The organism is Novosphingobium sp. 1529 (assembly GCF_040544855.1).
Classification (GTDB): Bacteria; Pseudomonadota; Alphaproteobacteria; order Sphingomonadales; family Sphingomonadaceae; genus Novosphingobium; species Novosphingobium capsulatum.
The window spans coordinates 1-15,644 of record NZ_JBEPKW010000009.1; the positions used below are offsets into that span (position 1 = coordinate 1).

A 15,644-nucleotide genomic window follows, 5' to 3' on the forward strand; every position below is an offset into this window, starting at 1 on the left:
GTTTAAAAACCCCCCCCCGCCCCGGGGGGGGGGGGGCCCCCCCGCGGGGGGGGGGGGGGGGGGTTTTTTTTTTTCCGGGCGGGGGGGTGGGGGCGCAGAGAACATAGAATCTCTGCGCCTCAGCGCCTCTGCGCGAACCCCATCTCTGTTTCAGTTGACGGGAAAGGCAGGGCCTTCAATCCCCCACCACGGCCCCCCAGGGCGCCACGCCTGCCGGCACCGTAGCAATGGTCTGCCCCGCCACCAGGTCCACCACCGAAACATCGTTCGACAGGCCGTTGGCGGTGTAGGCCCGCGTGCCATCGGCATTGAGCGCGAGATGCCACACGCGCTTGCCCACCGGGATCGTGGTCTTGACCGTGTGGCTCGCCACATCGACCAGGGCGATGCGATCGGCCCGGCCCAGCGCGACCACGGCCGTCTTGCCATCGGGGGTGAAGCGGATGCCGCAGGGCATGATCTTGTAATCGGCCACGCCGGGGATCGCGAAGTGGATCGTGGCCGTGATCGCGCGCGTCTGCGGATCAGCGATCTGCACCACGCCGCCCACTTCGGCCGCGATCCACAGCTGCTTGCCATCGGCGGTGAATTCCACGTGGCGCGGGCGCTTTTCGGTTTCCATGGTGGAAACCACCGCATGGCTGGCCAGGTCGATCCAGCTGACCGCGTTGTCTTCTTCCGAGGTCACGACCAGCCACTTGCCGTCCGGGCTTTGCGCAATGCCTTCCGGCTCCTTGCCCACCGAAACCTGGAACGCCACGCGGCCGCTGGCGAGATCGATCGCGCTGACGGCAGCATCGTTTTCGTTGGCCACGAACACGGTCTTGCCATCCTGGCTCAGGAAGAACTGTTCCGGATCCTGTCCCGCGCCGATTTCGCGCAGGATCTTGCCGGTCTGTCGGTCGATCACTTTGACCGCGTTGTCGTTGCTGACGCAGACCAGCACGAAGCGCCCGTCCTTTGACAGGGTGATGCCGCGCGGGCGTTCGCCCACTGGCCAGGTGGCAAGGGACTTGCCACTCGCGCCGTCGATCACGCTGATCGAATTGCCGCGTTCGTTGCTGACATAGACGGTCTGCGCCTGCGCGGTGGCGAGCGGCAGCAGGGCGGCAATAGCGGCGAGCGCCGCGCGAGCAGTCAAACGCATGGGGCAGGATCCTCTTCCGTCATACGCACCTTAGGCGGCGCCTGCCGGCCTGGGCATTCGACCAAAGGTCAATTTCTCCCATGGCTTGCATGGTTCATCACCATCCGCAGTGTCACGGAGCTTGCCAAGCCCAAGATTCGTGCCAGACCATAAAACTGGGAAAGGGAATGACGCGATGAAGTTCACCGGACGACTGGCGCTCTGCGCGGCAGCCGGGGTTTTTACCCTTGCCGGCGCCACGCATCTCCTGGCCCACGGCGATGTGACGCCGCAGCCCGTCGATACCACGGCGCTGCCCGATATCCAGCCCAACAACGACACCTGGTTGCAGCACAATCCCTATCGCGGCAATGCCAAGGCGATCGAGATCGGCCATCACGCCTATGCCCAGAACTGCGCGCGCTGCCACGGCATCGATGCCATTTCCGGCGGTATCGCGCCCGATCTGCGTTACCTGGAACTGGGCGATTCCGGCGATGAATGGTTCGTTCAGCGCTATCACCATGGGTCGGTGCGCGACGGCAAGGTCTATATGCCGCCGATGGGCGAGATCCTGGGCCAGAAGGCCGGCTGGGCCATCCGCGCCTGGCTTGAAACCGTGCACGAGGAATAAGCCGGTGGCTGTCACGCGCCGCACCCTGCTGGCTGGCCTTGCCGCTGCTGCCGTCCTGCCCCGCGCGGTGGAGGCAGCCCCTCTGGCCAAGGTCAAGGCCAGCGGCATGCTGCGCGTGGCGATCTACCAGGACAACGCGCCATGGTCGTGGGACGAGGGCGGCCAGATCAAGGGCATCGATGCCGATCTCGGTCGCGCCCTGGCCGCAGCACTCGGCGTGAAAGCCGATCTGGCGATCTTCCCGGCCGGCGAAAGCGTCGAAGACGATCTGCGCAATGCAGTGTGGCGTGGCGGGCTGCTGGGGTTCCAGGCAGCCGATGTCATGCTGCATGTGCCGTTCGATCCCGCCTTTGCCGCCGCGCAAGACCAGGTGGCGATCGTCGCGCCCTATGCGCGGGAACGCTTCGGCCTGGCCTGCGCCACCGGCAAGGGCCTGGAATGCGAAGGCATTCCCGTCTCGTTCAAGGGGCACAAGCTGGCCGTCGAAGTGGCCACGATCCCTGATTATTACCTGATGGGCCAGTTCGGCGGCGCGCTCGCCAAGGATGTGGCACATTATCCCAATGGCGTGTCGGCGGTTTCGGCCCTGGTCAAGGGCGATGCCGATGCCGCCATGGCGACCACGGCGCAGCTCGAATACGGGCTCAAAGGCCAGGCCAGCGGCTTTGCCCGGCGCAAGGGGCCCTTGCCGATGATGACCAGCCCCGGCTGGGATGTCGGCATGGCCGTGAAGGAATCCAGCCGCACGCTGGGTGATGCCCTGGAAGAGATCGTGGGCCAGATGCAGAAAGACGGCCGCCTGGCCGCGCTGTGCCAGCCCTATGGCGTGAACTGGCAGGCGCCGCTGGCGGGTTGAGGCCCACCCCTCCGTCAGGCCTACGGCCTGCCACCTCCCCACCATGTGGGGAGGATACGAGATCCTCCCTGGCGCGCAGCGGCGGGGAGGGGGACCGCGCGCGCAGCGCGTGGTGGAGGGGCAATTGTTGCGCAGCAAACCTAGTGCCAAGGTCCAATTGTAGCCCGCGCACGATGGAATAGGTTCCCAGATGTCAGGTGGGCGGGGCAGGGGGCACCGGCCGCAGCAAACCACCATCCGCCCCCCATAATCAGCGCAACGTGATCAGCCCGCACGAGAGGCTGCACGATCAATCGGAGGTGTGATGATGAAGGGATTTTTCAAGGCGACTGCAGCCTGTGTGCTGGCCATCGCCATGGCCGCTCCTGCGCTGGCCGATGGCGCGCCCGCTGCGGGCCCTGGCGATGCCGACCTGATGGCCGATGCCACCACCACGGGCGACGTGCTGACCTATGGCATGGGGCCGCAGGCGCACCGGTTCAGCCCGCTCACGCAGATCAACACCGTCAATGTCGCCAAGATGGTGCCGGCTTTCGCAGCCTCGCTCGGCGGGGAAAAGCAGCGCGGCCAGGAATCGCAGCCGATCGTCTATGACGGCATGATCTATGTCACCGGCTCCTATTCGCGCGTCTTTGCGTTCGATGCGCGCACTGGTGAAAAGCAGTGGGAATACGATGCCCGCCTGCCCGACGGCATCATGCCCTGCTGCGACGTGGTCAACCGCGGCGCGGCAATCTATGGCGACAAGATCATCTTCGGCACGCTGGATGCGCACGTCGTGGCGCTCAACCGCAAGACCGGCAAGGTCATCTGGAACAAGACCGTGGCCGATTACCAGGCCGGCTACAGCCAGACCGCCGCGCCGCTGATCGTCAAGGGCCTGGTCATCACCGGGGTATCGGGCGGTGAATTCGGCGCGGTCGGCGTGGTCGAGGCGCGCGACGTGAACACTGGCGAACTGGTGTGGAGCCGCCCGGTGATCGAAGGCCACATGGGCACTCTGCGTGGCCAGCCCAACGGCATGACCGGCAAGCTCAATGCCACCTGGCCGGGTGACTTGTGGAAGACCGGCGGCGGCGCCACCTGGCTTGGCGGCACCTATGACCCGGAAACCAACCTGATCTTCTTCGGCACCGGCAACCCGGCGCCGTGGAACAGCCACCTGCGCCAGGGCGACAATCTCTATACCGCCTCGACGCTGGCGATTAACCCCGACAACGGCCAGATCGTCTGGCATTACCAGACCACGCCGCACGATGGCTGGGACTTTGACGGGGTGAACGAATTCATTCCGTTCGACGCCACGGTCAACGGCAAGGCGATGAAGCTGGGCGCCAAGGCCGATCGCAACGGCTATTTCTTCGTGCTCGACCGCACCAACGGCAAGTTCATCAGCGCCAGCAAGTTCGTCATGCAGACGACCTGGGCCAACGGCTTCAACGCCAAGACCGGCCGCCCCAACTATATCGACGACAACCGCCCCGGCGCGCCTGACATGGCCGGCGGCAGCGAGGCCAAGGGCAAGACCGTGTTCGCCAGCCCTTCGTTCCTGGGCGGCAAGAACTGGATGCCGATGGCCTATTCCGACCAGACCGGCCTGTTCTACATCCCGTCGAACGATTGGGGCATGGACATCTGGAACACGCCGATCGCCTACAAGAAGGGCGCGGCCTATCTCGGCGCCAGCTTCACGATCAAGCCGATTGCCGAAGATCACATCGGCGCCCTGCGCGCGATGGACCCCAAGACCGGCAAGATTGTGTGGGAATACAAGAACAAGGCGCCGCTGTGGGGCGGGGTGATGAGCACCGCTGGCGGCCTGGTCTTTACCGGTACGCCGGAAGGCTATCTCAAGGCCTTCGACGCCAAGACCGGCCAGGAGTTGTGGAAGTTCAACACCGGCTCGGGCGTGGTTGGTTCGCCGATCACCTGGGAACAGGACGGCGAACAGTATGTCGCCGTGATGTCGGGCTGGGGCGGCGCCGTGCCGCTGTGGGGTGGCGAGGTCGCCAAGACCTTCAAGGAAATCAGCCAGGGCGGCGCGCTCTGGGTGTTCAAGCTGCCCAAGTCATGATGGGTCGGGGCGGAAGCTGGGGGGCTTCCCGCCCCTTGCCCTTCACCGGGGTGCTGGCAACAGCGCCCCGGGCCGTTGTGGGGCCCGTTGTGGAAGGCGGCGGGTCCCGCACACCCTTGCGGGTGCGGAGCGCACCTTCCCCCTCTTGCTTTTCCGCGCGGCCGGCCGATAGTGCCGCCATGGCCAACGCCACACCCGAACGCATCCTAGTTGTCGATGATCACCCGCTGGTGCGGGACGGGCTGCGCAGCCTGCTTGCCGTTACGTTCGAGCATTGCGACATCCTGGAAGCGGCAGGTGTCGAAGAAGCCGCCACGGTGCTTGCCAGCCATGGCGATTGCGATCTTGTCCTCCTCGATCTCAACATGCCCGATGCCACGCGCCTGTCAGGCCTGGTGCAACTGCGCGAAGCATTTCCGATGGTGCCGGTGCTGATGGTCTCGGGCAGCTTTGACCGCGCCCTGGTGCAAGAGGCGCTCTCGGCCGGCGCGGCGGGTTTCCTGCCCAAGTCGATGAAGCGCGATGGTATCGTCAATGCGCTGCACATGGTCATGGCCGGCGAAATCTACATTCCCGATACCGGCCTTGAAGAAACGCCTGCCAGCGCCGAGGAAGCGCAGATCCGCACGCGGATCGACAGCCTGACCCCGCAGCAGAAAGTGGTGCTGCACCATCTCGTGCACGGCCGGCTCAACAAGCAGATCGCCCATGATCTCGATGTCTCGCTCACCACGGTCAAGGCCCACGTCTCGGCCATCCTGCAAAAGCTGGGCGTGTTCAGCCGCACCCAGGCCGTGATCCTGGCCAACCGCGTCCATTTCGATTGACGGTATGCGTGGATTTCCACCACCCCCCGACCCCCTCCTCTGAAGAGGAGGGCGAGTTAAGGCGTTGATCTGAAAGCCCCATCCTCTTTAGAGGAGGGGGTTGGGGGTGGTGCGAAGCCTGAAACTACGGTCCCGCGCAGGGGCTTCGACAAGCTCAGCCCGAACGGGCTTTAATGAAAAACCTCCGTTCGCCCTGAGCCTGTCGAAGGGCCTGTCCTGAGCCTGTCGAAGGGCGCCAAACTCCGCCCGTTTCAATGCATCATCGTCTGCAACAGCGCGCGCAACTGCGCCGGCTTTACCGGCTTGCCCAGCAGGGGCAGCTTCTGCCCGGCTAGGCGTTCCTTCAGTTCCTCGCTGCGATCGGCCGAAATGATGATCGCGGGCACGCTGCGGCCCAGGCTGGCGCGCACATCGTGCACGGCCTGGTCGCCGGTTTCGGCGTGATCGAGGTGAAAGTCGGCAATGATCACGTCGGGCGTTTCGGCGCCCAGCCGGTCGATCGCGGCCGGCCCGCTGCCGGCGACCAGCACCTGGCAACCCCAACCGGTCAACAGCGTTTCCATGCCCAGCTGGATCTGCGTTTCGTTGTCGATCACCAGGATGCGCCGGCCCTGGATGGCGCGATCGCGCACCGGCTTGGCCGTGGTGGGAGCAGTATCGGCCTGGCTTTCGCCCAGGGGAACGGTGATGGCAAAGCACGCGCCAGCGCCCGCGTCCGAGGTCAATTCCAGCGGATGCTGCAGCATGGCCGTGGCGCGGCGCACGATCGCCAGGCCCAGCCCTTTGCCGGGAATGCGGTGGCTGTTGTCGAGCCGGCGGAACTCTTCGAAAATGCGCTCCTGCTGGTCCTTGGGGATGCCCGGGCCGGTATCGGCCACGCTGATCCGCACTTGGCCCGGGGTGGGGCTGTCGGTCTTCACGCGCACGTGCCCGCTGCCGGTATAGCGGATAGCGTTGGACACCAGGTTCTGCAGGATGCGGCGCAGCAGGCGCGCGTCGCTGCGCACCCATACCGGCTCGGCTTCCACAGTAAAGGTCAGGCCCGCCGCGTGTGCGGTGGGGGCAAATTCAGTCTGCAACGTGCCGAGCAGGCCGGCCAGGTTCACGTCGGTGAGGTTGGGGGTGATGGCGCCGGCATCAAGGCGCGAGATTTCGAACAGGGTTTCCAGCAGGTCTTCCACCGAATTGAGCGAGGTGGAGGCCTGGTTGACCAGCGCGCGGGTGGGCAGGGCAAGCCGCCGCTCGGTCAGCGCTGCGATGAACAGCCGCGCGGCATTGAGCGGCTGGAGCAGATCGTGGCTGGCGGCGGCAAGAAAGCTGGTCTTTGACCGGTTGGCCATTTCCGCGGCGGTCTTGGCCTCCAGCAGCTGCGCCTCGATCGCGCGGCGTTCGGCCACTTCGGATGCCAGGCGGCGGTTAAGCGCGGTCAACTCGGTGGTGCGCTCGGCCACGCGGCGTTCCAGCGTTTCGGCGGTATTCTGCAGGATCTGCCGGGCGGTGGTCGGCTCTGTCACATCCAGGAAGCCCACCACCATGCCGCCCAGCGCCGTAGCGGTGGTGCGCACTTCCCAGATGCGATCGCCCACCGTGGCCAGGCGGTTGCGCACCGTGCCCTCGGCCTCGGTGCGCCAAGCCAGTGCGTCGGCCCCGTCCATCGCCAGGGTCTGGGCGCAGAAGCGCACCAGGTCTTCGTGGTTGCCGATCGCCGCGCTCGCGTCGCCGGCCAGGCCCAGCAGGCGTTGCAGGGCGCCGTTCCACGCCGTCAGGCGGCGGCCGGCATCGAACATGCACACGCCTTCCACCAGGTTGTCGAGCAGGGCCTGCAACGCCAGGTTCTGTTCGGCCAGATCGCGGGCACGGGCGCGGGCATCCTCGGCCTTGGCCTCGGTAATGTCGGTATAGATGCCAACGATGCCGCCCTCGCTGGTGCGCAGCTCGTTGATCTGGATCCAGCGCCCGTCCGACAGGGCCTGGACATGGCCGCCCGATGCCACGGCATGGCGCGCCAGCCGGTCTGACACCCAGCGATCGGGCGCCGACAGCGCGCCGGCCGGACGGCGCTGCTGTGCCAGCAGGCTGATGATTTCGTGGAACGTGGGATTTTCCGGCAGCAGTTCGGCCACTTCGGGCCAGAAGCCCATATAGGCCTCGTTGAACAGGACCAGGCGATCCTCGGCATCGAACAGCGCAAAGCCCTCGTTGATCGACTCAATCGCATCGCGCAGCCGCGTCTCGGCCGCTTCGGCATTGGCATGGGCCTGGGCCAGCTTGGCATTGACCGTGGCGAGTTCGCCCATGGCCTGTTCGAGCGCGCGGGTGCGATCGCGCACCAGTTGCTCCAGCGTGATCGCCCGCTCGAACATCGAAAAGGCCGAATGCGACAGGTCGGTCGATCGCTCCACCCGGTCGATCAGCGTGGCGTTGATCTTGCGCAGCTTGCGCAACTCGCCTTCCAGCCGCGCGATATGCTGCGCGGCATCCTCTGGCGCAGCCGTGGTAAAAGGCGCGCTATCCGTCATCGCCCGATCGCCAGCCCGCTGAACGTCTGGTTGACATGCAGCGCATGGAACTGCTCGCCATAAGTGTTGAAGCCCACCACGCCGTTGCGGCGATAGATTTCTGAAATCGGCCGGCCCAGCTGGCGCCGCTCGGCATTGATGCGGTTGAGCACGCAGTCGAAGGCGATGATGTGGTCGATTTCGCCCACCGCCTCGCGAATTTCCGCCATCGTCGCATTCAGGCTTTCCAGCTGGTCGACCGGCTCGCCCAAGGTCAGCACGATGCCTTCGTCGATCGCGCAATAGAACGTGAGGCTGCCGTCGGCATGCGCGGTCTGCACCGCCCGCACGTGATAATCGCCCCCGGCGCGCACCATCGGCGGACAGGCGGCAAACAGCGCCATGTCGGGCTTGCGCATGTCGATCCCGCCATAGACCGTGCTGGCCAGGCGCAGGTATTCCTCGGCCGCCGGCTCGGCATTGATCTCGGTTACGCGGCGGGCGCCGGCATCGGCGCCGGTCACCACCATCTTGACCGCGCCGGGCTTGTAGTGCTGGCGGCGGAACACGTGCAGCGGCCGCGTGGTCGACACGATCGCCACCACCGCGCCGGCTGCATGAAACATGCCATCGGAATAGATGCCGGTTTCCTTGAACATCAGCCCATCGCCCGATGATCCCCCCACCAGCGGAATTTCGCCCAGCGCATCCTGCACGGTCATCGCCAGCAATTCCTCGCTGTGCGACAGGCCATCGACCAGGAACAGCGCGGCGTGGTTCACTTTGCGGCCCAAGGACTGGATCGAGAGGCGCTCGCTGCCCACTTCCGCGCGCGCCACCAGGTCGCGCACTGCCGCCCGCGCCGCGCCGGCATCGAAGTGCGCCAGATCGTCAAACCGGTGGCTGACCATGTGGAAACTGTCGGCCGGAAACGCGATCAGGCTGATCGAATCCTCGTCATAGCCGGCCTCGGTCAACTCGCCCGAACTGGTGCAACCGATCATCGGAAACCGTTCCATCGACCAGCCGCGCGCCGCCCGTGCCAGCATTTCCCGGTCATAGCGGTGGGAACAGAACATCACGGCCCCCGCCAGATGTTCTGGCGCGATCGACCGGCTGATCTGGGCAAAGGCCTCGAAAGGATCGGATGCATGGGATGAAGCCACGCCAACCTCGCAGGTGCGAATATCCAAGACCCTCTCCAATCGCCGCTATTGTCTTGTTATCGTTGCCTTCGCGCGCACAGGGCGGCGATCAAGGCAGGGTCACAATACAATGGTTCGGCCGCTATCGGAAAGGGCGGCGATACAAAAATATGATGGCTTGCTCAGGATTCTCCGCGCGGCGGTGGCCCGCCTTCTTCCAGGGCCAGGGCCTCGGCATCGGTGAACAGCCGCGCATGGCCGAGAAAGCGAACACCTTCGGGCGTTTCCAACGACATGCCGGCGCCGCGCCCCGGCGCGACATCGATGGTAAGCTGGGTGTTCCGCGCATATTCGAACTGCGCCGCGCCGATCCACACCGGCACATCGCCGGCAATATGGCCCAGCAACACGTCCTGCCCGCCCACCTTGAACTCGCCGCGGGGATAGCACATCGGCACCGATCCATCGCAGCAGCCGCCCGACTGGTGGAACATCAGCGGTCCGTGCATGGCCGTCAGCCGGGCAATCCATGCATCGGCTGCCGGCGTTGACGTCACGCGGGGCGGAATATCTGCCATGGCATCGCTGCTCCAAGCCAAGCGGGGCGGGCGCTTGCCGCACCCGCCCCGGAAAATGCGCCCCTGTTGTCCGCCGGGGGCGCCTTTCATCGCGGCGCCTCAGAAGAAGCCGAGCGCCTTGGTGCTGTAGCTGACCAGCAGGTTCTTGGTCTGCTGATAGTGATCGAGCATCATCTTGTGGGTTTCGCGCCCGATGCCCGACTGCTTGTAGCCACCGAAGGCAGCATGGGCAGGATAGAGGTGATAGCAGTTGGTCCACACGCGCCCGGCCTGGATTTCGCGGCCGAAGCGATAGGCGCGGTTGCCATTGCGGGTCCATACACCCGCGCCCAGGCCGAACTGCGTGTCGTTGGCAATGGCCAGCGCCTCGGCTTCGTCCTTGAACGTGGTCACGGCCAGCACCGGGCCAAAGATTTCTTCCTGGAACACGCGCATCTTGTTGTGACCTTCCAGGATGGTAGGGGTCACGTAATAGCCATCGGCCAGGTCGCCCGAAAGCGTGGCGCGGCTGCCGCCGGTCAGCACCTTGGCGCCTTCGCCCCGACCGATGTCGATGTACGAGAGGATCTTTTCCATCTGCTCTTGCGAGGCCTGCGCGCCGATCATCGTGGACGGATCGAGCGGGCTGCCCTGGCGGATCTTCTGCACGCGGGCCACGGCGCGTTCCATGAACTTTTCATAGATCGATTCCTGCACCAGCGCGCGCGACGGGCAGGTGCACACTTCGCCCTGGTTCAGGCCGAACATGGCAAAGCCTTCGAGCACCTTGTCGAAATAGTCGTCGTCGGCGTCCATCACGTCGGCAAAGAAGATGTTCGGGCTCTTGCCGCCCAGTTCCAGCGTCACCGGGATCAGGTTTTCGCTGGCATACTGCATGATCAGCCGGCCGGTGGAGGTTTCGCCGGTAAAGGCGATCTTGGCGATGCGCTTGCTGGTGGCGAGCGGCTTGCCCGCTTCGATGCCAAAGCCGTTGACGATGTTGAGCGTGCCCTCGGGCAGGATGTCGGCGACCAGTTCGGCAAACACCAGGATCGACATCGGGGTCTGCTCGGCGGGCTTGAGCACCACGCAGTTGCCGGCGGCAAGGGCCGGGGCCAGCTTCCACGCGGCCATCAGCAGCGGGAAGTTCCACGGAATGATCTGGCCGACCACGCCCAGCGGTTCGTGATAGTGATAGGCCACGGTGTCGTGGTCGATTTCGCCCAGGGTGCCTTCCTGGCTGCGCACGCAGGCGGCGAAATAGCGGAAGTGGTCGATCGCCAGCGGCACGTCGGCAGCGGTGGTTTCGCGGATCGGCTTGCCGTTGTCGATGGTTTCCACCATCGCCAGCAGGTCGAGGTTGTCCTCCATCCGCTGCGCCACCTTGAGCAGGATATTGGCGCGATCAGCCGGCGAGGTGCGGCCCCAGGCTTCGCGTGCCTTGTGCGCGGCATCAAGCGCCAGTTCGATATCTTCGGCTGTGCCGCGCGCCACCTGGCACACCGGCTTGCCGGTTACGGGCGAGACGTTGTCGAAGTACTGGCCGCGAACCGGCGCGACCCACTTGCCTCCGATGAAGTTGTCGAACTTGGCCTTGATCGGGCTTTGGGCCGAAAACTTGGTCATGGCTTCCTGCAACATGGGGCCTCTCCTTGCATATGCTTTAAGGCGAATGACGTGTGAAACGGTGGCATGCTATGCGACCTGCCACGAAGCCCTGCGGCCCGTTCCGTGTTCTGGCCGAGAATGCGCAAAGGGGCCCCGTTCGGGCAATTGTACCTTGGGTCGAACGGGCGGATGCTGCCGCGGATTCCGCACGGTTGGCCTGTCCGAATTCGGCGTTTTTGTGCGGGGTTCCCGATTGACCGGCGCAACATCGGCGCTAGGGGGCGGATATGGGCGGACACCAACTGCAAAACGACATGACGCTGCACGGTTTTCTGGCGGCTGCGGCGGCGCGGCATCCGCAGGCGTGCGCCATCTTCGTGCCGGCCGGCAAGGGCCGCGATATCGACCAGGCGATCAGCTATGCCGATCTCGCCGCGCAAAGCGACATTCTGGCCCAGGCGATCCTGGCGCGCCTGCCGGCCGCTGCGCCCGGCGGCGAACCGGTCGTGGCGCTGCAGCTGCCGCGCACGTCGCCACTGCTCTATCTGGCGCAATTGGCCGTGCTCAAGGCCGGATGTGCGTTCACCTGCCTCGATCCCTCGTTTCCCGATGGCCGTGTCGTCGATATCCTGGAAGACGCGCAGCCCGCGCTGATCCTGGCCGAACCTGCCGCCCTGGAACGGCTGGCGGGCCTGGCCCATGGCGCCTGCGCGGTGCATGATCCGGCGCAATTGCTGGCCCAAGCGCCTGCTGGCGGTGCGGCTCTGCCCCAGGTCGGCCCGGCGCAGCTGGCCTATCTGATCTATACCTCGGGCACCACGGGCAAACCCAAGGGAGTGATGATCGAGCATCGCCAGATCGCCAATCTGGTCGCGTCCGATCTGGCCGAATTTGCGCTGGGGCCGGGAGACCGCGTGGTCCAGGGCTCGTCGGTCGCCTATGACAGTTCGATCGAGGAAATCTGGCTGGCACTGGCCAGTGGCGCCACGCTGCTGGTGATGGATGATGCGGCCGCGCGGCTGGGGCCAGATATCGTTGCCTGGCTGGCCGATCACCGCGCCAGCGTGTTTTGCCCGCCGCCAACCCTGCTGCGCAGCAGTGGCTGCAGCAATCCCCAGGCGGCGCTGCCCGATCTCAAGCTGCTCTATGTCGGTGGGGAAGCCTTGCCCGCCGATATCGCCGCGCTGTGGGCGCAGGGGCGGCGGCTGGTCAATGGCTATGGCCCGACCGAATGCGCGGTCACCTGTCTGCGCGGCGATATCGTGCGGGGTGGGCCGATCACCATCGGCCGCCCCGTGCCGGGCATGCACGCCTATGTGCTCGACGATGCGCTGGACGATGTGGCTGAGGGCGCGCAGGGCGAGTTGTGCATCGGCGGCGCCGGGGTGGCGCGCGGCTATCGCCATCGCCCCGATCTGACGGCCGAGAAGTTCATCGATCATCCGCGCCACGGGCGGCTCTATCGCACCGGCGACCTGGTGCACCGCGACGAGACCGGCAACCTGTTCTATCACGGGCGCATCGATGCCCAGGTCAAGATCCGCGGCTATCGCGTGGAACTGGGCGAGATCGAGGCGCAGCTTGCCGCACTGCCCGGCGTGCGCGCGGCCGGAGCCACGGTGCAGGATCGCGGCGGCGTGCCCGAACTGGTGGCCTATGTCGTGCCGGTCGATCCCGCCGCACCGCCCCTGGGGGATACGTTGCGCCAGGCGCTGGCCGCCAGCCTGCCGCCCTACATGGTCCCGCGCCAGATCGGCCTGATCGCGGCACTGCCCACCACCGTGGGGGGCAAGCTTGACCGCAAGGCGCTGCCGCCGATGAACCTTGCGGCCCAGCGCAGCGGGCCGGGCCGCGAGGAAGAGGCGCTGGTCCTGCCCGAGGGCGAGCTGGAGGCATTGATCGCCCGCGCGATGGCCGATGTGCTCAAGCGCCCCGATGGCGTTTCGGTCACTGCCGATTTCTTCGAAGGGCTGGGCGGGGATTCGCTCAGCGCGGCGATGCTGGTTACTCTGCTGCGCGAAGACTGGCGCACCGATTGGGTGACGGTCAGCGACATCTATGATGCGCGCACCGTGCGGGCCCTGGCCCTGCGCGCGCCCGAACCGGCAGAAACCATTGCCGATGCGGCGCTGCCGCTGCTGCGCGAAGGCGTGGCGCGCCCGCTGCTGGCCAATCTGGTGCAGGGCGGCTGGCTGGCGATGACGGTGCTGGTGGCGGCCTGGGCCTCGTGGTTCGCCGCGTTCCGCGTCGCGCCGCTGGCCTTTGCGCACCTGGGCCTGGCCACGCTGGTGCTGGTGGCGCCGCTGATCGGCCTGGCCGGGTTCCTGGTCTATCTGCCGGTGTCGGTGGCTTTTGCCGTGGCGGTCAAGTGGCTGGCGATCGGCCGCTATCGCCCGGTGCGCGCGCCGGTGTGGAGCGCCTATTACCTGCGCCACTGGATGGTGATGCAGGCGGTGCGGCTGATCCCCTGGCCGCTGTTGGCCGGCACTGAACTCAACAACGCGATCCTGCGCCTGCTCGGCGCGCGGATCGGGCAGCGCGTGCACATTCACCGCAACGTCGATCTGCGCCGGGGCGGCTGGGACCTGCTCGACCTGGGCGATGATGTCGCGCTGGGGCAGGGCGCCCACCTGGGCCTGGTCGAACTCGATCGCGGCGATATCGTGGTGGCGCCGATCACGCTGGAAACGGGCGCTGCATTGATGGTGCGCGCGGGCGTGGAAGGCCCAGCACGCATGGGCGCAGGCAGTGTGCTGACAGCGCTTTCCGTGCTCAATGCCGGCGGCACGGTGCCGGCGGGCGAAGTGTGGGACGGCGTACCGGCACAGCGCGTGGGCGTGGCGCCGCCGCCTCCGGTGATCACGCGCGCCGCCACGCGGCTCGGGCCCTGGCGCCATGGCCTGCTGCTGCTTCTCGGGCAGGGGCTGTTCACCGCGCTGGCCGCGCTGCCGGGGGAGTTGCTGCTGCTGGGCTTGTGCCTGGGCGGCGAAGTGAGCGCCAAGGCGATCTGGCACTGGATGGCAGCGCCCTCGCTCGACGGGCGGGTGATTGCGGCGCTGCTCGCCACCACGGTCCTTGCCGTGCCGCTCAACGTCTTCTGGTCGGCAGTCCTGCTGCGCGCGATGGGCCGCGTGCGGCCCGGCGTGATCGACCGCTGGAGCCTTGGCTACATCCGCCTGTGGATCAAGGCCGGCGCGGTCTTTGCCGCCGGAGAATGGCTGTCAGGCACCTTGATGTATAAACATTGGCTGCGCCTGGCGGGCATGAAGCTGGGCGACAAGTGCGAGATCAGCACGATCTTTGACGTCACCCCCGAACTCGTCAGCATCGGCGCGGAAACCTTCTTTGCCGATGGCATCTATCTCGGCGGGGCGGAACTCCGCCAGGGCACGGTGCGGGTCGCGCCGATTCGCCTTGGCCGCAATACCTTCCTGGGCAATCACGCGGTGATCCCGGCGGGCGAGACCTTGCCCGATGATATCCTCATCGGCATTTCCACGGTGGCCGATGCCACGCTGATCGCGCGCGGGCAGTCGCGCTTTGGCCATCCCAGTTTCGATCTGCCGCGCCGCCAGGTGGTGGAGGCCGATCGCAGCGTGACGCACGATCCTTCGCTGATCCGCCAGGCCAACCGCTGGTTCTGGGAACTGGCGCGCTTTTTCCTGCCGGTGGTGCCGCTGGTGCTGGGCGCCCTGTGGTTCGCCGCGATCGGCGCGGCTGCGGCGCGTGGGGCCAGCCTGGCACTGATGACCTGGGTGGTGGTGCCCGGTGCCACGCTCGCCACGATGGTGGCGCTGTGCCTGGTGGTGATGGTCCTCAAGTGGGGCCTGATCGGCCGGGTGCGGCCTGGCCAGCACGCGCTGTGGTCGTGCTGGTGCAGCCGCTGGGATTTCGTCTACGTGGCCTGGGCGCGCTATGCCAATTTCATACTGCAACAGCTGGAAGGCACGTTCCTGCTGCTGGTCTATCTGCGGCTGATGGGCCTCAAGATCGGGCGCCGCGCCGTGCTCGGGCCGCTGTTTGCCCAGGTCGTCGATCCCGACATGATCGAGATCGGCGACGGCGCCACGGTCCATGCCAATTTCCAGGCCCACACGTTCGAGGATCGCGTACTCAAGGTGGACAAGGTGCGGATCGGCACCGGCGCCACCGTCCATGCCGGCACCGTGCCGCTCTATGGCGCGGTGATCGATTCGGGCACCCGCGTGCTGGGCGGCAGCGTGGTGATGAAGCACGAACACCTGCGTCCTGGCCTTGCCTATCAGGGCGTTCCAGTGCGCGTGGTTGGCTGAAAACCGCAGAAAACCGGCGCTAAACCA

At 66.2% G+C, this 15,644-nt stretch carries 9 protein-coding genes and 1 pseudogene; 5 read left to right on the plus strand and 5 right to left on the minus strand.

Annotated elements, in window-relative coordinates:
- Positions 1 to 175: 175 nt before the first annotated feature.
- Positions 176 to 1,156, minus strand: a pseudogene (locus ABIC78_RS15720) (PQQ-dependent catabolism-associated beta-propeller protein); the annotation flags it as partial.
- Between the two features lie 166 nt (positions 1,157 to 1,322).
- Here ABIC78_RS15720 and pedF point away from each other — a divergent pair.
- The 4 genes from pedF to ABIC78_RS15740 all read left to right on the plus strand — a co-directional run bounded on the left by pedF (position 1,323) and on the right by ABIC78_RS15740 (position 5,517).
- Positions 1,323 to 1,760: a cytochrome c-550 PedF gene (gene pedF, locus ABIC78_RS15725; protein ID WP_022676627.1), complete on the plus strand. Its 438-nt coding sequence runs from the start codon at positions 1,323 to 1,325 to the stop codon at positions 1,758 to 1,760.
- Between the two features lie 4 nt (positions 1,761 to 1,764).
- The gene (locus ABIC78_RS15730) at positions 1,765 to 2,616 is read left to right on the plus strand and encodes a substrate-binding periplasmic protein (RefSeq protein ID WP_233251036.1); all 852 of its coding nucleotides are present in this window, start codon (positions 1,765 to 1,767) and stop codon (positions 2,614 to 2,616) included.
- Positions 2,617 to 2,923: 307 nt separating this feature from the next.
- Positions 2,924 to 4,690 carry a methanol/ethanol family PQQ-dependent dehydrogenase gene (locus ABIC78_RS15735; protein WP_502915685.1) on the plus strand — a complete coding sequence of 589 codons (1,767 nt, stop codon included), beginning with the start codon at positions 2,924 to 2,926 and terminating at the stop codon, positions 4,688 to 4,690.
- 179 nt (positions 4,691 to 4,869) lie between these two features.
- Entirely contained in the window at positions 4,870 to 5,517 is a 648-nt protein-coding gene (locus ABIC78_RS15740) for a response regulator (protein ID WP_054130816.1), read from the plus strand.
- 251 nt (positions 5,518 to 5,768) lie between these two features.
- On the opposite strand, the gene ABIC78_RS15745 is transcribed toward ABIC78_RS15740, so the two are convergent.
- The 4 genes from ABIC78_RS15745 to adh form a co-directional block, all read right to left on the minus strand.
- A complete protein-coding gene (locus ABIC78_RS15745) occupies positions 5,769 to 8,036 on the minus strand; it encodes a hybrid sensor histidine kinase/response regulator (RefSeq protein WP_354490683.1) in 2,268 nt (755 codons plus the stop codon).
- Positions 8,033 to 9,208 carry an FIST N-terminal domain-containing protein gene (locus tag ABIC78_RS15750; protein WP_022676623.1) on the minus strand — a complete coding sequence of 392 codons (1,176 nt, stop codon included), beginning with the start codon at positions 9,206 to 9,208 and terminating at the stop codon, positions 8,033 to 8,035. Before ABIC78_RS15750 ends, ABIC78_RS15745 begins: the two co-directional genes overlap by 4 nt.
- A gap of 134 nt (positions 9,209 to 9,342) precedes the next feature.
- On the minus strand, positions 9,343 to 9,738 hold the full coding sequence (locus tag ABIC78_RS15755; protein ID WP_054130935.1) for a DUF779 domain-containing protein: 396 nt from the start codon (positions 9,736 to 9,738) through the stop codon (positions 9,343 to 9,345).
- Between the two features lie 99 nt (positions 9,739 to 9,837).
- A complete protein-coding gene (gene adh, locus ABIC78_RS15760; protein WP_062788517.1) occupies positions 9,838 to 11,358 on the minus strand; it encodes an aldehyde dehydrogenase in 1,521 nt (506 codons plus the stop codon).
- 254 nt (positions 11,359 to 11,612) lie between these two features.
- On the opposite strand from adh, the gene ABIC78_RS15765 reads away from it, so the two are divergent.
- On the plus strand, positions 11,613 to 15,617 hold the full coding sequence (locus ABIC78_RS15765) for a non-ribosomal peptide synthetase (protein WP_354490688.1): 4,005 nt from the start codon (positions 11,613 to 11,615) through the stop codon (positions 15,615 to 15,617).
- Positions 15,618 to 15,644 lie beyond the last annotated feature (27 nt).